The 18,082-nt window shown below is 32.0% G+C and carries 14 protein-coding genes and 2 pseudogenes; 14 read left to right on the forward strand and 2 right to left on the reverse strand.

What is annotated here, in order from left to right; translation table 11 throughout:
- The first annotated feature begins 163 nt into the window (after positions 1 to 163).
- The 14 genes and pseudogenes from ML436_00230 (at position 164) to ML436_00295 (ending at position 15,244) form a co-directional block, all read left to right on the forward strand.
- Positions 164 to 718 (forward strand): TetR/AcrR family transcriptional regulator C-terminal domain-containing protein, encoded by a 555-nt coding sequence (locus ML436_00230; protein UMT78225.1) that lies wholly within the window; start codon positions 164 to 166, stop codon positions 716 to 718.
- 235 nt (positions 719 to 953) lie between these two features.
- Complete coding sequence (locus ML436_00235) at positions 954 to 1,685, forward strand: methyltransferase domain-containing protein (GenBank protein UMT78226.1); 732 nt, start codon at positions 954 to 956, stop codon at positions 1,683 to 1,685.
- A gap of 154 nt (positions 1,686 to 1,839) precedes the next feature.
- Entirely contained in the window at positions 1,840 to 2,322 is a 483-nt protein-coding gene (locus tag ML436_00240; protein UMT78227.1) for a hypothetical protein, read from the forward strand.
- A gap of 206 nt (positions 2,323 to 2,528) precedes the next feature.
- Complete coding sequence (locus ML436_00245) at positions 2,529 to 3,515, forward strand: phosphatidylinositol-specific phospholipase C (GenBank protein UMT78228.1); 987 nt, start codon at positions 2,529 to 2,531, stop codon at positions 3,513 to 3,515.
- 220 nt (positions 3,516 to 3,735) lie between these two features.
- Complete coding sequence (locus ML436_00250) at positions 3,736 to 4,503, forward strand: tandem-type lipoprotein (protein UMT78229.1); 768 nt, start codon at positions 3,736 to 3,738, stop codon at positions 4,501 to 4,503.
- A 51-nt stretch (positions 4,504 to 4,554) separates the two neighbouring features.
- Complete coding sequence (locus ML436_00255) at positions 4,555 to 5,325, forward strand: tandem-type lipoprotein (protein UMT78230.1); 771 nt, start codon at positions 4,555 to 4,557, stop codon at positions 5,323 to 5,325.
- 64 nt (positions 5,326 to 5,389) lie between these two features.
- Positions 5,390 to 6,160, forward strand: coding sequence for a tandem-type lipoprotein (locus ML436_00260; protein ID UMT78231.1), 771 nt, complete (start codon positions 5,390 to 5,392; stop codon positions 6,158 to 6,160).
- A gap of 64 nt (positions 6,161 to 6,224) precedes the next feature.
- Positions 6,225 to 6,995: a tandem-type lipoprotein gene (locus tag ML436_00265; protein ID UMT78232.1), complete on the forward strand. Its 771-nt coding sequence runs from the start codon at positions 6,225 to 6,227 to the stop codon at positions 6,993 to 6,995.
- A 66-nt stretch (positions 6,996 to 7,061) separates the two neighbouring features.
- Positions 7,062 to 7,829: a tandem-type lipoprotein gene (locus ML436_00270; protein ID UMT78233.1), complete on the forward strand. Its 768-nt coding sequence runs from the start codon at positions 7,062 to 7,064 to the stop codon at positions 7,827 to 7,829.
- 96 nt (positions 7,830 to 7,925) lie between these two features.
- On the forward strand, positions 7,926 to 10,163 hold the full coding sequence (locus tag ML436_00275) for a helix-turn-helix domain-containing protein (GenBank protein UMT78234.1): 2,238 nt from the start codon (positions 7,926 to 7,928) through the stop codon (positions 10,161 to 10,163).
- A 150-nt stretch (positions 10,164 to 10,313) separates the two neighbouring features.
- A pseudogene (locus tag ML436_00280) lies at positions 10,314 to 11,492 on the forward strand (M20 family metallopeptidase).
- A gap of 1 nt (position 11,493) precedes the next feature.
- A complete protein-coding gene (locus tag ML436_00285; protein ID UMT78235.1) occupies positions 11,494 to 12,882 on the forward strand; it encodes an MFS transporter in 1,389 nt (462 codons plus the stop codon).
- Between the two features lie 347 nt (positions 12,883 to 13,229).
- Positions 13,230 to 14,693 (forward strand): NAD(P)H-binding protein, encoded by a 1,464-nt coding sequence (locus ML436_00290; protein ID UMT78236.1) that lies wholly within the window; start codon positions 13,230 to 13,232, stop codon positions 14,691 to 14,693.
- A gap of 62 nt (positions 14,694 to 14,755) precedes the next feature.
- Positions 14,756 to 15,244, forward strand: a complete 489-nt coding sequence (locus ML436_00295) for a tryptophan-rich sensory protein (GenBank protein UMT78237.1) — start codon at positions 14,756 to 14,758, stop codon at positions 15,242 to 15,244.
- A 156-nt stretch (positions 15,245 to 15,400) separates the two neighbouring features.
- Here the strand turns inward: ML436_00295 and ML436_00300 are convergent.
- Together ML436_00300 and ML436_00305 are read right to left on the reverse strand one after the other, a co-directional pair.
- Positions 15,401 to 15,796, reverse strand: a pseudogene (locus tag ML436_00300) (transposase).
- Positions 15,797 to 16,201: 405 nt separating this feature from the next.
- Positions 16,202 to 17,863 (reverse strand): Na/Pi cotransporter family protein, encoded by a 1,662-nt coding sequence (locus ML436_00305; protein UMT79454.1) that lies wholly within the window; start codon positions 17,861 to 17,863, stop codon positions 16,202 to 16,204.
- Positions 17,864 to 18,082 lie beyond the last annotated feature (219 nt).

Genomic DNA, 18,082 nt, shown 5'->3' on the forward strand with positions numbered 1-18,082 from the left:
ATCTTTTTATATAAGTCATTCATTTGTTGTAGATATTTATTACTCTTGTGTGTATAATGCCATACTAGAGTATTTAAATGTACAATTCAATTAGCAAGGAAGCACATATGTGTTTTAATACACAGTTTTATAAAAATGGGTTTTAAAAGAAAGGAGTATTATTATGAATGTTGGGGATTTACGTGTTGTTAAAACGAGGGCAAGTATTAAAAAGGCATTTATGACCTTACTTTTTGAAAAAGATTTTGATACTATTTCGATTAAAGAAATTACTGAATTTGCGCAAATTGGGAGAAAAACATTTTATCTACATTATATTGATAAATATGATTTACTAGATCAAATAGTATCGGAAAAATTGATAGAACTTGAACAAATTTCTGAAGCCAAAAAGAGTCTCGGTATCCAAGAAGGCACACAGTTATGGTTTGAGTTTTTCGAAAATAATAGAACATTTTTTATGAAAATTTTTAATATTAACAACGCTTCAAATTATAAGAAAAAGCTGCTTCATTTTATTGAAGAAGAATTTAAGAAAAAAGTTCCGACACGTGTTGCTACTGAAAAAAGCTTAGACTACGACTTATATATTAATTTTATTAGTAACGGTATTATCGGACTACTAGATATCTATCTAAACAGCAGTGAAAATACAGAAGAACAAGAAAAAATAACATTGCAGGTGTCGCGCCTACTATCTTTATACGATTTAATTTAAAACTAAGCTATCTATATTGAAATATAATTGCGTGTAGCAGATATAGTATGTCATTTCTTGAGAGAATTTTATTATAATAGTTTTATGAATTGATATTGCAGTGACAAGAGCTAAGAAAGAATTTTATGTAATTGGCGACATGCAAAGAATACAGTCGAAACCATTTTATGAGACGATTTTTAAAGAAAGAAATGTAAAATAACATACAAAAAAGTATATAGAGGAAGTTATGTTCATGCAAAATAGAAATGATTTTATAGAAAAACTATTAGACAGAGCCCAAATTGAAGAAGGCATGCGTGTACTGGATATAGGTTGTGCGACTGGTGAGGTCACTCAATTAATTGCAAAACGTGTGGGGGCGAATGGTGAAGTCGTCGGTGTTGATGTGAATGAATCATTACTTAAAATTGCAAATGAAAACAATCAATATAACAATGTATCATATCAATCTTCTGATATATATCAATTGCCAGAAACTATGGGGCATTTTGATGCGATTGTTGGTAGAAGAGTATTAATGTACTTACCAGATGCTGAAAAGTGTTTACAAATTTTGAAATCAATTTTAAAACCTGAGGGTATATTATGTTTTCAAGAAAGTGATGCTATTAATGCAGGTGTTGGTGCAGATGTACTATCTTTACATCAATCAGCAATTCAATGGATTTGGGAAACAGTGAAGCAAGAAGGTGGCAATATTCATATCGGTCAAAATTTATATAATTTGTTTAATAAGAATGGAATGCATCTTGTAGATTATTTTTCAGAGGTAGTGATTCAAACATCAATGGACAATGATTTAGCATGGCTTGTAGATGTAATGCTACCAAGAATGAAAGCACATGGTGTCATTAATGATGATTTTTCACTAGATGAGTTTAAATCAAACCTTGAACACGAAGCAATAAACAATCAGTGTGCATTTATACGTGACATGGCGTTTGGTATTATCGGAAAAGCCTAGTTTAAAAATGCTGAAAGCAGCATATTATCATCGCCATTGTTTTAATTTGTGAAGTTACTAATGGATTTTGAAAATAACAACATTTCTATAGGCTAATCAAGTGATACTTAATTATCGAGCAATTTATACATTTTAAAAGGAGCAAAATTGAATAATGAAGAAATTTAACAACTGGATATTAAATGCAATAAGTGGATCTCAAACAGACAAGAATGGAACAACTAAAGAATTAAAAGGGGCAAAATTTATCATTTTATATGCATATTCAATGCTCGTTTTGCTTGCGTTAGTAATTTCTAACATATTCATTCACATTTTGGAGCCTAAACTATCAATTACCACTCAAATCATCATCGTTTTGATTTTAATTGAAGCAATAATTGGACTGCGTTTCTTGAAAGAGTACGATGTTAAGCGTGGCAAAGATAAAGAAAATAAGAAAAATAGTAAGGGTTTCGTTAAACTAAAATCAATTTTAGTAGCAATTTTATTTACATCATTGGCGCTGACAGCAGGCACTGTAGCTGATATATACGGTATCACTGACTTAGGAAATACTAGGAGTGATTTAATCGTTTGGAGTATAGGTGGCATTCTATTTGGCCTCGTATGTTACACAATGGAAGATAAAAAATAGCGATGAGGAGCTGGCGATTATAAAGCTAGCTCCTTAAATTTTACGTACAACTATAAAGTTAAATTATATGGTTTTGAATCATACGTCATTAATTTCTATAATGCATACGCATAAATATTATTTAAATAATATTTAAAATTTTAAGCATAATTTTATTTTAAAAAGATGTATAATTAATGTATTAAATATAGAAAGAAGTTGATGTTATGAAAAAATGTATTAAGACTTTGTTTTTAAGTATCATTTTAGTAGTGGTGAGTAGTTTGTATCATTCAGCACAAGCGTCAGATTCGTTGAGTAAAAGTCCGGAAAATTGGATGAGTAAACTTGATGAAAGCAAACATTTAACTGAGATTAATATACCGGGTTCACATGATAGTGGCTCATTCACTTTAAAGGATCCAGTAAAATCGGTTTGGGCAAAGACTCAAGACAAAGATTACCTTACTCAAATGAAGTCGGGAGTCAGGTTTTTTGATATTAGAGGTAGAGCAAGTGCTGATAATATAATTTCGGTTCATCACGGCATGGTTTATTTGCATCATGAATTGGGAAAATTTCTCGATGATGCTAAATATTATTTGAGTGCCTATCCAAATGAAACAATTGTGATGTCTATGAAAAAGGACTACGATAGCGACTCTAAAGTTATGAAGACATTTGAAGAAATTTTTAGAGAATATTATTATAATAACCCACAATATCAGAATCTTTTTTACACAGGAAATAACGCGAATCCTACTTTAAAAGAGACAAAAGGTAAAATTGTCCTATTCAATAGAATGGGTGGTACATACATAAAAAGTGGTTATGGTGCTGACACGTCTGGCATTCAATGGGCAGACAACGCGACATTTGAAACGAAAATTAATAATGGTAGCTTAAATTTACAAGTACAAGATGAGTATAAAGATTACTATGATAAAAAAGTTGAAGCTGTTAAAAATTTATTGGCTAAAGCTAAAACGGATAGTAACAAAGACAATGTATATGTGAATTTCTTGAGTGTGGCATCTGGAGGCAGCGCATTTAATAGTACTTATAACTATGCATCACATATAAATCCTGAAATTGCAAAAACGATTAAAGAAAACGGGAAAGCTAGAACTGGTTGGCTGATTGTTGACTATGCAGGATATCCGTGGCCTGGATATGATGGTATCGTAAGTGAAATTATAGATAGTAATAAATAAGGATTTAATAATGACATTAAGACGAGTATGAAAATAGTTAGATTTTAATTATTTTCACTACTCGTTTTTATTTTGAAAATAAGTAATAATTCAACAATATTATAAATTGAACAGATTGTTTGTGAAATTTTTGATAATATTAAAGTGAAAAAGTGTTATAAATTGATATTAATATGTAATTTTCAAAAGTAAATCATTTTAAAAAGAAGAGAGTTGTAAGATGATGAAACGATTAAACAAATTAGTGTTAGGCATTAGTTTCTTATTTTTAACAATTTTTATTGGGGGTTGCGGTATAGGTAAAGAAGCGGAAGTTAAGAAAAGCTTTGAAAAGACATTGAGTATGTATCCGATTAAAAACCTAGAGGATTTATACGATAAAGAAGGTTATCGTGATGATCAATTTGATAAAAAAGATAAAGGTACATGGATTATAAATTCTCAAATGGCGACTCAAAATAAAGGGGAAGCTTTAAAAATAAATGGCATGCTTTTGAAGATAAATAGAAATACAAAAACAACAAAAGGATATTATTATGTAAATACAATAAAGAATGATAAAGACGGAAGACCACAGGAGAATGAAAAAAGATACCCTGTTAAAATGATCGACAATAAAATAATCCCTACTAAAGAAATTAATGAGGAAAACATAAAAAAAGAAATCGAAAACTTTAAGTTTTTTGTTCAATATGGAAACTTTAAAGATCTGGAAAATTATAAAGATGGAGATATTTCATATAATCCAGAGGTGCCGAGTTATTCGGCTAAATATCAATTAACTAATGATGATTATAATGTAAAACAATTACGTAAAAGATATGACATACCAACAAATAACGCGCCGAAGTTATTGTTGAAAGGTTCAGGTAACTTAAAAGGTTCATCAGTTGGATATAAAAATATAGAATTTACTTTCGTAGAGAAAAAAGGTAAAAATATATACTTTAGTGATAGCTTAGATTATAAAAAAAGCGGAGATGTATAATCATGGCTCAATCAGAATATGAAATCGATCCCGGAAAAAGAGAGTGATGAAATGATAAAACGTATAAATAAATTAGTGCTTGGTATTAGTCTTCTGTTTTTAGTCATTAGTATCACTGCTGGTTGCGGTATAGGTAAAGAAGCGGAAGTTAAGAAAAGCTTTGAAAAAACATTAAGTATGTATCCGATTAAAAATCTAGAGGATTTATACGATAAAGAAGGTTATCGAGATGATCAATTTGATAAAAAAGATAAGGGAACATGGATTGTTCGTTCGTCAATGTCGATTCAACCTAATGGAAAAGATATGAACGTAAAAGGCATGGTTTTATATATGAATAGAAATTCAAGAACAACAAATGGTTATTACTATGTTGATGTTATAGAAAGAGAGGATAAAGGCATACATCGTGATAACGAAAAAAGGTATCCTGTTAAAATGGTCGATAATAAAATCATTCCAACAAAAGAAATTAAAGATAAAAACATAAAAAAAGAAATCGAAAATTTTAAGTTCTTCGTGCAATATGGTAGCTTTAAAGATTTGTCGAAGTACAAAGATGGAGATATTTCATACAATCCAGAGGTACCGAGTTATTCAGCTAAATATCAATTAACTAATGATGATTATAATGTAAAACAATTACGTAAAAGATATGACATACCAACAAATAACGCGCCGAAGTTATTTTTGAAAGGTTCAGGTAATTTAAAAGACTCATCAGTTGGATATAAAAATATTGAATTTACTTTCGTAGAGAAAAAGGGAGAAAATATATACTTTAGTGATGGGCTACATTTTAATCCAAGTGAGGATAAATAATCATGATTCGATCAAATTATGAAATCGATCCAGGAAAAACAATAAAAAGAAATAGGATTGTGAAATGATGAAACGATTAAACAAATTGGTATTGTACATTAGTTTTTTGATATTAATCATCAGTATCGTTGCTGGTTGTGGTACAGGGAAAGAAGCGGAAATAAAGAAAAGTTTTGAAAAAACATTAAGTATGTATCCGATTAAAAATCTAGAGGATTTATACGATAAAGAAGGATATCGTGATGATCAATTTGATAAAAAAGATAAAGGAACATGGACTATTAGTTCTGAAATGGCAAATCAGAAAAAGGGAGAAGCCTTAAATATAAAAGGTATGGTTTTGAAGATAAATAGAAATACAAGAAGTGCAAAAGGATTTTACTATGTTAATGCGATAAAGAAGGATAAAAATGGCAGACCTCAGGATAATCAAATAGAATATCCCGTTAAAATGATTGACAATAAAATCATTCCAACTAAAGATATCAAAGATGAAAAAATAAAAAAAGAAATTAAAAACTTTAAGTTTTTCGCGCAGTATGGCAATTTTAAAGATTTGAAAAATTATAAAGATGGAAATATTTCATATAATCCAGAGGTGCCGAGTTATTCAGCAAAATATCAACTAACCAATGATGATTATAATGTAAAGCAATTACGTAAAAGATATAATATACCAACGAATAAAGCACCGGAGTTATTATTGAAAGGTTCAGGAAATTTAGATGGTTCATCAGTTGGATACAAAAAAATTGAATTTACTTTCGTAGAGAAAAAAGGAGAAAACACTTACTTTACAGCTAACCTACATTTTAAACCGAGTGAGGATGAATAATCGTGACTAATAAAGAGTATGAAGTCGATTCAAGGAAACAAAATAAAAAGAAGAGAGTTGTAAGATGATGAAACGATTAAATAAATTAGTGTTAGGTATCAGTTTTTTGATGTTAGCCATCAGTATTACTGCTGGTTGTGGTATAGGTAAAGAAGCGGAAATAAAGAAAAGTTTTGAAAAGACATTGAGTATGTATCCGATTAAAAACCTAGAGGATTTATACGATAAAGAAGGTTATCGTGATGATCAATTTGATAAAAAAGATAAGGGAACATGGATTGTAAATTCTGAAATGGTTGTTCAACCTAATAATCAAGATATGGTAGCTAAAGGCATGGTTCTATATATGAATAGAAATACAAGAACAACAAATGGTTATTACTATGTCGATGTGACTAAGGACGAGGATGAAGGAAAACCGCATGACAATGAAAAAAGATATCCAGTTAAAATGGTCGACAATAAAATCATTCCAACAAAAGAAATTAAAGATGAAAAAATAAAAAAAGAAATAGAAAACTTTAAGTTCTTTGTTCAATATGGAAACTTTAAAGATTTGTCGAAGTACAAAGATGGAGACATTTCATATAATCCAGAGGTGCCGAGTTATTCAGCTAAATATCAATTAACTAATGATGATTATAATGTAAAACAATTACGAAAAAGATATAATATACCAACGAATAAAGCACCAAAGTTATTGTTGAAAGGTACAGGTAATTTAAAAGGCTCATCAGTTGGATATAAAGACATTGAATTTACGTTTGTAGAGAAAAAAGAAGAAAACATTTACTTTAGTGATGGGTTAATTTTTAAACCAAGTGAGGATAAATAATCATGACTCGATCAAAATATGAAATCAATCCAGGAAAGATAATAATAAGAATAGGATTGTGAAATTATGAAACGATTAAACAAATTGGTATTGTATATTAGTTTTTTGATATTAGTCATTAGTATCACTGCTGGTTGTGGCATGGGTAAAGAAGCGGAAATTAAGAAAAGTTTTGAGAAGACATTGAGTATGTATCCGATTAAAAATTTAGAGGATTTATACGATAAAGAAGGTTATCGTGATGACGAATTTGATAAAAATGATAAAGGCACATGGATTATTAATTCTGAAATGGTTGTTCAACCTAAAGGGAAACGTATGAAATCAAAAGGTATGGTTCTATATATGAATAGAAACACTAAAACTACAACCGGGAAGTATATAGTGAGTGAAACACTTCATGATGAAGATGGTAGACCTAAGAGTAAAGATAAAGAATATCCCGTTAAAATGATCGACAATAAAATAATCCCTACTAAAGAAATTAATGAGGAAAACATAAAAAAAGAAATCGAAAATTTTAAGTTTTTTGTTCAATATGGAAACTTTAAAGATTTGGAAAATTATAAAGATGGAGATATTTCATATAATCCAGAGGTGCCGAGTTATTCGGCTAAATATCAATTAACTAATGATGATTATAATGTAAAACAATTACGAAAAAGATATAATATACCAACGAATAAAGCACCAAAGTTATTGTTGAAAGGTACAGGTAATTTAAAAGGCTCATCAGTTGGATATAAAGATATTGAATTTACTTTCGTGGAGAAAAAGGGAGAAAATATATACTTTAGTGATAGTCTACATCTTGAACCGAGTGAGGATAAATAACCTTCTGCCTCCCACACGATTCAACACGAATTTCAAATATGTTGCTGTAAAATAATGTAAAATAAACGTATTCATATTACTGAATTGAGGGATAGTATGCAACGAGATTATTTAATTCGAGTAGAAACTGAAAGTATGTCAGATTTCAAAAGGCTCAATGGTTTAATGATTGGTTTTGTTATTAAAGGTGAGGCACATATTTATGATGAAAATAATATGACGCAATGCAACAGTGGCGACATTTTCATTATTAACCACCGCGACTTGTATCGATTTCAACTTCAACAAGATGGCATCATATGTTATATCCAATTCCAAATGAAATATTTAGCAGACAAGTTTGATGATGCGCATTGTCTATATTTTCACTTAACAGATGCGACCACAACAAAGAATATACATCAACTGAGAAATATAATGGCAAGACTAGTTTCAACACATATTCGACATAATGAGTTGTCTAAATTGACTGAGCAACAACTAGTGATTCAATTACTTATGCATATGATTCATTATGTTCCGCGTACATATCATTCGAACCAAAGTATCTTAAATGACGATAAAGTGAATCAAGTATGCGACTATATAGAGTTACATTTTCATGAAGACTTAAGCCTTTCGGAATTAAGCGAATATGTTGGGTGGTCAGAGAGCCATCTGTCTAAAAAGTTTACAGAATCGCTAGGTGTAGGATTCCAGCATTTCTTAAATACGACGCGAATTGAGCATGCGAAACTCGATTTGACATACACAGATGAAACGATTACTGATATAGCATTGCAAAATGGCTTTTCAAGTGCAGCGAGCTTTGCGAGAACATTTAAACACTTTACGCATCAAACACCTAAACAATATCGAGGTGATCGTCCAGCAGTCACTGAAAACCAGCAATCGTCACAACATGATTATCACGACCGTGAATTGATATTACTTTTAAATGACTACATTGAAGAAATGAATCATTTCATTGAAGATATTGAAAAGATGAACTATAAAGAGATTGCCTTTAAACCAACTAATCAACAACTAAATCAATTTAATCATATTATTCAAGTGGGCTATTTGAGGAATTTGCTCAATACACAGTATCAATCACAGTTACTTACGTGTCATCATGATTTTCATGTCAATGAAGTATTAGCATATGATGTGATGCCATATATCATGAAAAAGCTCAATGCGCCATTCACGTATGATGCAGAGATTTCGAATATATTTTATGATATCGATTTGTGTTTAGACTTTTTATTAGATCATAACTTTAGTTTGACAATGCATTTGAATCAGTATGACTCACGTGATTATATCGATGCATTTAAAATTTTTATCCATCACGTTGCCCTGCATGTCAGTCATAGAAAAGATTTGAAGTTCAACTTGTATGTGACGACATTGCACAATTCTTTGATTGAAATGATTGATTATTTTAAAGCGTTATTCCCTAATGGTGGCTTGTACGTTCACTTAGATCAAGCTACGGAAAGACATCTACCATTGTTGAAACGACTTGAGCTACACATCGACCATTTTGTATTTGATGCCAATTCAAATGATGCTGTTGATTTTAATAAAATGAATGATGATGAATTTAAAACCGCGAGTCAAATAATTATTAATAAAACGAATTACCTTATCGACTTAATGCATCGCCATAACCTAAAGCGACCACTTATTTTACTCAATTGGAATACATTGACGGGTGATACATTTATTACAAACGGCGAATATTTTAGAGGTGGTATCATCATTGAGCAATTATTAAAGTTAAGCTCAAAGGTAGAAGGCATAGGATATTGGTTGAATTATGATTTGCACGTTAGTCATTGTAGAAATGAACGCGATTATATGAATTCTATTGAACTATTTCATCAATATAATGGAAAACGTCCGGTCTATTTCACGGCATTGTTATTTAATAAATTAACAAGCAATATTTTATATTCTGATGATACATGTATTGTCACGGGATTTGATTCAAATTTTCAAATATTGTTATATGACGCAAAGCATTTTAATCCGTACTTAGCGTTGGACAATCAAATGAATATGCGTGCGACGGAAATGATTCATTTGAACATAAATGCCCTGGAACAAGGTATGTATAAGATTAAACATTTTACCTTAGATAAAGAAAATGGTGCATTATTTAATCTTTGGCGCAAACATCATACGATTCATGGTATGGACAGGGACTCTATAGATTACGTTAATCGAATGAGTTTTCCAAAATTAGAAGTGTACGATATAGATGTGACGGATATACTGGCATTAAACATTAAAATGATTACGAATGGGATTCACTTAATTGAAGTAAAACGTTACCCAAGTTCATAAAATGATCACAAATCACAAATTTTGATATACAGAATTTGTGATTTTTTATATTCAAAGTTAAAATTGCAAAAAATTAATGGTTAACATCTCTGTTGTTGGCAATATAAATAATGATTAATCATTTATGATGTAACTAAGGAGATGAAGGATATGAATCAACAATTAATTGAAACTTTAAAATCAAAAGAAGGCAAAATGATTGAGATCAGACGTTATTTACATCAGCATCCAGAATTATCTTTTCATGAAGATGAAACGGCGAAATACATCGCTGAATTTTACAAAGGTAAAGATGTGGAAGTAGAAACGAATGTCGGACCACGTGGAATTAAAGTAACGATTGATTCAGGGAAACCTGGTAAAACATTAGCAATCCGTGCAGACTTTGATGCATTACCCATTACTGAAGATACAGGATTATCTTTTGCATCACAAAATAAAGGTGTTATGCACGCATGTGGTCACGATGCACATACAGCATACATGCTTGTATTAGCAGAGACGCTTGCTGAAATGAAAGATAGTTTTACAGGAAAAGTCGTTGTAATACATCAACCAGCTGAAGAAGTACCACCAGGTGGTGCTAAAGCAATGATTGAGAATGGTGTATTAGACGGTGTTGATCATGTATTAGGTGTGCACGTCATGAGCACGATGGAAACAGGTAATGTGTATTATAGACCTGGTTATGTTCAAACAGGACGCGCATTCTTCAAATTGAAAGTTCAAGGTAAAGGTGGCCATGGTTCATCACCACATATGGCCAATGATGCCATTGTTGCAGGTAGCTACTTTGTCACAGCGTTATAAACAGTTGTATCTAGACGACTAAGTCCATTTGAAACCGGTGTTGTCACAATCGGTTCATTTGACGGTAAAGGTCAATTCAATGTCATTAAAGATGTTGTTGAAATTGAAGGTGATGTACGTGGATTAACAGATGCTACAAAAGCAACAATTGAAAAAGAAATTAAACGTTTATCAAAAGGATTAGAGGATATGTATGGTGTAACTTGCACCTTAGAATATAACGATGATTATCCAGCATTATATAATGATCCAGAGTTTACTGAGTACGTGGCTAAGACGCTAAAAGAAGCAAACCTTGATTTTGGTGTTGAAATGTGTGAACCACAACCACCATCAGAAGACTTTGCATATTATGCTAAAGAACGTCCAAGTGCCTTTATTTATACAGGTGCAGCGGTGGAAAATGGTGAAATTTACCCACATCATCATCCTAAATTTAACATTTCAGAAAAATCATTACTTATTTCGGCAGAAGCTGTAGGGACAGTTGTTTTAGATTACCTTAAAGGAGATAACTAACATGAATGAAACGTATCGCGGGGGCAACAAGTTAATCTTAGGTATTGTATTAGGTGTTATTACATTTTGGTTGTTTGCACAATCACTTGTAAATGTTGTACCGAATTTACAACAAAGTTTTGGTACAGACATGGGGACAATTAGTATTGCGGTCAGTCTAACTGCACTATTTTCAGGCATGTTTGTTGTTGGAGCAGGTGGTCTAGCAGATAAAATTGGGCGCGTGAAAATGACGAATATCGGTTTGTTATTAAGTATTATTGGTTCAGCATTAATTATTATTACGAATTTACCGGCATTATTAATTTTAGGTCGTGTTATACAAGGTGTATCAGCAGCGTGTATTATGCCTTCTACATTGGCTATTATGAAAACTTATTATCAGGGTGCTGAACGTCAGCGTGCCTTAAGCTACTGGTCTATCGGTTCTTGGGGTGGTAGTGGTATTTGTACACTCTTCGGTGGTGCAGTTGCGACAACTATGGGTTGGAGATGGATTTTCATCTTCTCAATTATCGTTGCCGTACTTTCAATGTTACTCATCAAAGGGACGCCTGAAACGAAATCAGAAGTTACCAATACACATAAATTTGATGTTGCAGGGCTAATTGTTCTAGTAGTTATGTTGCTAAGTTTAAACGTTGTCATTACTAAAGGTGCAGCACTTGGTTATACATCATTATGGTTCTTTGGTTTAATTGCAGTCGTTGTTGTGGCCTTCTTTATGTTCTTAAAAGTAGAGAAAAAGGTAGACAATCCGCTTATTGATTTTAAATTATTTGAAAATAAACCATATACAGGTGCAACGATTTCGAACTTCTTATTAAACGGTGTTGCAGGTACATTAATTGTAGCGAATACATTTGTACAACAAGGATTAGGATACACAGCGTTGCAAGCGGGATACTTATCAATTACTTATTTAATTATGGTGTTACTGATGATTCGTGTTGGTGAAAAATTATTACAAAAAATGGGTTCTAAGCGACCAATGTTATTAGGTACATTCATTGTGGTCATTGGTATTGCACTTATTTCATTAGTATTCTTACCAGGTATATTTTATGTTATCAGTTGTGTCGTAGGATATTTATGCTTCGGACTAGGCTTAGGTATTTATGCAACACCTTCTACAGATACAGCTATTTCAAATGCACCGTTAGATAAAGTTGGCGTTGCATCAGGTATTTATAAAATGGCTTCATCACTTGGTGGTGCTTTCGGTGTCGCAATTAGTGGTGCAGTATATGCTGGTGCAGTTGCTGCTACAAGCATTCATACAGGTGCGATGATTGCACTTTGGGTTAACGTATTAATGGGTATCATTGCATTTATCGCAATCTTGTTTGCGATTCCTAATGATGATAAACGTGTCAAAGATGCGAAATAATAATGATGTTGCGTAACTGTGGTAACTATGACACGCCCAGTGTTTTAATAAATATTTAGATATTAATAGGGAATGATTAAAATAATTAGACTGCTCGTTGTTAAGAGGGCAGTCTTTATTTATGTTTAAATACTTATGAAAGAGCAGTTATTGGAACCGCTTTGAGAATTTTATAAGTTTTTATAGTATAGACCCTTCGATTTAGGGTAAATACGTTATTAGATAGTCAAATACTTACGCAAGAAAAATCATATATATTGAATTGTAATGGGTAAGTTGATTTCTATTATTTATGATGAGTGTAGCTCCAGATTGCTTGCTCATCTTTTTTATAGGAGGTTATATTTATGAAAAAAATCCTATTAACAGGGGCTTCAGGTTATATTGGTAGCCATTTAATGGAAAAGTTAAAAGAGAATCATGATATTATTGCAATTTCAAGGAATATAGATAATAAAAAGAATGAAAGAAATGTAACTTGGAAATCGGCTGACTTGTTTGATTTAGCTGAAATAAATGATGTAATGGAGGGTATTGATACCGCCATTTATCTTGTCCATTCTATGATGCCCTCAGCCAAATTAACACAGGCAAGCTTTGAAGATATGGATGCAATATTAGCTGATAATTTTGCTAAAGCAGCCCGTCAGAATGGTGTGAAACATATTGTATTTATGAGTGGGTTGATACCAAATGATGATCAACTATCACCACACTTAAGAAGTCGATTAGAATGTGAACGAATTTTAGGGTCATATGGTGTACCTGTGACAACATTAAGAGCAGGTTTAATTATCGGTTCTAAAGGTAGCTCATATCCAATACTGAAAACACTAGTTGAGCGTCTACCAGCATTGGTACTACCAAAATGGGCGTATAATCAGACATTACCTGTTGCTATTGATGATGTCATTCAAGGTTTATATAAAGTGGTATCACGTAGTCCTAAAGAAAATGAAGCGATAGATATCGGTGGTCCGCTACACATGACTTACAAAGATTTATTTAAACAGACCGCAGAAGTATTAGATAAGCGTTTACCGATGATAAATTTACCTATTATTCCTATTTGGTTAAGTAAATTTTGGGTGAAACTGATTTCAGGTGTTCCAAAAGAAATGGTCTATCCCCTTATGGATAGTTTAATTCATAATATGACACGTGATCAAAAGAGGATAGTAGAAGGTATATCCATAGGTCAAATGGATTATAAAGAAAGTGTGCAACAGGCACTAGAAGAGGCATCAACAACTAAGAAGAAACAAACAAGCACTATAAAGACTGATGTCAAAGATGTTAGAGCTATCTCCAGAGTCGTATTACCTAAGCATATGAATATGAGTGCACTAGCAGAAATCTATGCGAATTTCTTGAATAAAATCACTTTAAATATTGTAAACAGTAATTTTGATGAGGAAGCATTTATTATTTCATTACCTTTATTAAAGAAAGAATTACTTTTATTAGAAAAGGATACACAAACTTCTGATGAAGACAGAGTGTCATATAAAATTATTGGTGGCGATTTTGCACTTGCCCATAATGGCGGCAATGCACGATTAGAATTTAGAAGGCTACCTAATAGTGATTCATGTATTATCGCACTTCAAGAATATGAACCAACATTGCCGTGGTGGATCTATAAATATACACAGGCAAAAGTTCATAAGAGTGTTATGAATCTCTTTAAGTTTAATTTATATATGAAACGACATAATCAGAAACTTAGTAGTGTGACTAAACAAGGACTTATAGTAGGAGCTGTTTTAGGAGCGCTAATAGTAAAAAGTTACAAATCAAGAAATTCCTAAATTAATAGTTATATAAAATATATTAAGACGACAATTAATAACCATATGAAAGGAGTAATATAATGACATTTAAACGTTTATTGAAAACGATAGTTAAAGTAGTAACGCCTTTATTAGGTGGTAGATTAATTGGTAAGTATGCTGTCCAAAATGCAAGAAAAGATTATAAAGACAATGCTAAGCCACCATTGTCACCACCAGGATATATATTCCCAATTGTATGGTCAATATTATATACAACTATTGGTATTGCTTATGCAATTATAAGTGGTAAATCAAATAATGCAAAAGTTAAAACTATTTATTATGCCCAATTAAGCCTTAACTATTTATGGTCTATCTTATACTTTAAATTCAAATTACGTTTTGCAGCATTAATTGAAAGTTTTATCCTACTTACAGCCGTTATTATGATGACTGTAAAATTTTTCAAAGTTAAACGAATAGCAGGTATTATACTTATTCCATATATGTTATGGAGTACATTTGCTTCTTATTTAACTGTTGGAAACTGGCTGTTAAATAAAGATAATCCACGTTATACCGAATAAAAATAGTGAACGCAACTGTAAAAATTATAGTGAAGGGGTCAGACTCCGAGAACAGTGTCCGTCATGCTTACCGCACACTAATGAAACTTTATTATATAAGTGTTTATAGCGGATTTAAGATAACAAAGTTTGCTAAATATAAAAGAGCTTGTGACATTCAATAAAAATCGAATTATCATCAATAAGATTTTGCTTTAAACATTGACTATGAAACTGGATAAATAAAGATTCAATTAATGCATCAGTATTAGGATTTACTCTAAAACGATTAATAATTTTATAAGAAGGTGTTTGATTTTGAGCTAACCACATCATTCGAATACTGTCATGAAGTAATTTCTCTATTCTACGACCAGAAAATACAGATTGAGTGTATGCATATAAGATAATTTTTAACATCATTTTTGGATGATAGGATGTTGCGCCACGATGGTGTCTGAATTCATCGAATTCACTATCAGGTATCGTTTCAACAATTTCATTAACATATCACGAAATATCATTTTGAGGAATTCTAACAGAAGTTTCTATATGGTAGTGTAAGTTGGGCAAAGTGTCTTATTTTTTTAAAGTATTTAAAAGTAAAATTACATGTTAATACGTAGTATTAATGGCGAGACTCCTGAGGGAGCAGTGCCAGTCGAAGACAGGGGCCCCAACACAGAAGCTGACATATAGTCAGCTTACAACAATGTGCCGGTTGGGGTGGCTGAGACGGCACCCTAGGAAGGGACCCGTCATCAAAAATTCTATTTATAGAATTTTACAATTATGTGCCAGACGGGCATAGCGAAGCCATTCAATACGAAGTATTGTATAAATATAGAACAGCAGTAAGATATTTTCTAATTGAAAATTATCTTACTGCTGTTTTTTAGGGATTTATGTCCCAGCCTGTTTTACATGCATCTGAATTTCTAATTTTAAAAAATATTAATATAAATAAGACAGTAAAAATTAAATTTCAGTTGTTGCAATTTCTTCATCTGTTGGAACATCATCGTTTAGACCAACAAGTGCTTCAGAAACATTTCGTGAATGATAACCGATACGTTCAAGAACCCCGATCATATCGATATATAGTAATCCACCTTTTGTTGTACATTCACCACGATTAAGGCGTTTAATATGACCTTTACGTAATTTATGCTCAATATTAAATGATTCTCTGCTACGTTCTACAATTTCATCTTTTTTCGTTTTGTCATAAACATCTAACATATCGATGGCTTTATCAAATGACTCGGCAACATGGTTGAATAATTTATCCATACCGCGTTGTGCGTCTACTGTAATTCGAATATCTTCATCATGTTGTCGTTTTAATTGAGCGACATACTCTTCTGTTAACTCTGCTACTTTTAAAATAGAGCGATTGACATCAAACATTACTGCTAAACGCTCAACGTCAGCCTTCGTAATTGCTTTTGTAGAAATTCTAACTAAATAATTTCGAATGCTATCATTGATTGTTTCAACAGCTTGATGCTTTTGTTCAAGCTTCTTGATCAATTTTTTATCGTCTTTTGTAATTTCGCGAATGTCTTCAAACATTGATAAGACAATTTGACCAACATTTTGTAATTCTTTTTGCGTTTCTTGTAATGCGACACCAGGTGCGTGATAAACAAGATCTTTATTTAAGTGCTGAGGTTTATACTCATCAGCAATATCTTTTCCTGGGACAAGCTTTGTAACAATCCAAGCTAATGCGCCTACGAATGGTAATTGAATTAAAGTATTCGTTACGTTGAAGATACCGTGTGAAACAGCAATCGTCATCGCTGGTTTTAAGTGCCATACATCTTGTAACAAACTAATTAAATGAATCACAATTGGCAAGAAAATTGTGAAGATAATTACTCCGATTAGGTTAAAGATGACGTGTACAAGCGCCGCACGTTTTGCAGCGATTGAGCCGGCTAAACTAGCTAAAATAGCTGTAATCGTTGTACCGATGTTATCGCCAAGTAAAACTGGAATTGCTGCATTTAAACTAATTAAATCTTGTTGATAAAATTCTTGTAAAATACCAATCGTCGCACTTGAACTTTGAACAAGCGCTGTTAATCCTGCGCCAACAATGACAGCGAGTATTGGATTTGATGACATATCAAGCATTAATTGCTTAAATCCATCTAATGATGCTAAAGGTTTAACGGCATCACCCATAAATTCTAAGCCGAAGAATAGAGAACCGAAACCGAATAGTATACGGCCAATGTTATTGATTTTAGAGCGTTTAAAGAAAAAGATTAAAAATGCACCTAATGCTAAAATTGGCATTGCATATTCGCCTAAATCTATACCAATAATAAATGCAGTTACCGTAGTACCAATATTTGCACCCATTATCACGCCAATGGCCTGTTTTAAAGTCATAAATCCAGCTGTGACAAGTCCGATTGTGATAACTGTCGTACCTGAACTACTTTGAATTAAAATAGTTACAACGATACCTGCAATAACACCTAATACTGGATTTGATGTAAATTTGTTTAAAATATCTCGTAGCCTGTCTCCTGCTGATGCTTGAAGCCCGTCTCCCATAATTTTTAAGCCGTATAGGAAAATACCTAAACCACCTAAAAAGGAGAAAATGACTTCTGTAACCGACATTTCCATTATTTCACCTCAAATAAGCTTTATATGTCGATTATCGCTTATAATTGTAAATTTAATGTTAAGATTAGGTAAAATTATTTAACAATATATGTTATTTGTATATTGCTAGTAAAATATCATCACTATTTATGTAAATTTTCAGTGTGAAAAGGCAGGTTTGCAATCACTTGTTTTATAAAATGATGCAATAAATCATGTGACAATGTTTTGGCA

This window comes from Staphylococcus roterodami (genome assembly GCA_022493055.1).
In the GTDB taxonomy this organism is placed as follows: domain Bacteria; phylum Bacillota; class Bacilli; order Staphylococcales; family Staphylococcaceae; genus Staphylococcus; species Staphylococcus singaporensis.

Coding starts and splice junctions, on each gene's coding strand:
- ML436_00290 (UMT78236.1), top strand. CDS start 13,230: ATGAAAAAAATCCTATTAACAGGGGCTTCAGGTTATATTGGTAGCCAT.
- ML436_00305 (UMT79454.1), bottom strand. CDS start 17,863: ATGTCGGTTACAGAAGTCATTTTCTCCTTTTTAGGTGGTTTAGGTATT.
- ML436_00260 (UMT78231.1), top strand. CDS start 5,390: ATGATGAAACGATTAAACAAATTGGTATTGTACATTAGTTTTTTGATA.
- ML436_00240 (UMT78227.1), top strand. CDS start 1,840: ATGAAGAAATTTAACAACTGGATATTAAATGCAATAAGTGGATCTCAA.
- ML436_00230 (UMT78225.1), top strand. CDS start 164: ATGAATGTTGGGGATTTACGTGTTGTTAAAACGAGGGCAAGTATTAAA.
- ML436_00270 (UMT78233.1), top strand. CDS start 7,062: ATGAAACGATTAAACAAATTGGTATTGTATATTAGTTTTTTGATATTA.
- ML436_00235 (UMT78226.1), top strand. CDS start 954: ATGCAAAATAGAAATGATTTTATAGAAAAACTATTAGACAGAGCCCAA.
- ML436_00245 (UMT78228.1), top strand. CDS start 2,529: ATGAAAAAATGTATTAAGACTTTGTTTTTAAGTATCATTTTAGTAGTG.
- ML436_00285 (UMT78235.1), top strand. CDS start 11,494: ATGAATGAAACGTATCGCGGGGGCAACAAGTTAATCTTAGGTATTGTA.
- ML436_00250 (UMT78229.1), top strand. CDS start 3,736: ATGATGAAACGATTAAACAAATTAGTGTTAGGCATTAGTTTCTTATTT.
- ML436_00255 (UMT78230.1), top strand. CDS start 4,555: ATGATAAAACGTATAAATAAATTAGTGCTTGGTATTAGTCTTCTGTTT.
- ML436_00275 (UMT78234.1), top strand. CDS start 7,926: ATGCAACGAGATTATTTAATTCGAGTAGAAACTGAAAGTATGTCAGAT.
- ML436_00265 (UMT78232.1), top strand. CDS start 6,225: ATGATGAAACGATTAAATAAATTAGTGTTAGGTATCAGTTTTTTGATG.
- ML436_00295 (UMT78237.1), top strand. CDS start 14,756: ATGACATTTAAACGTTTATTGAAAACGATAGTTAAAGTAGTAACGCCT.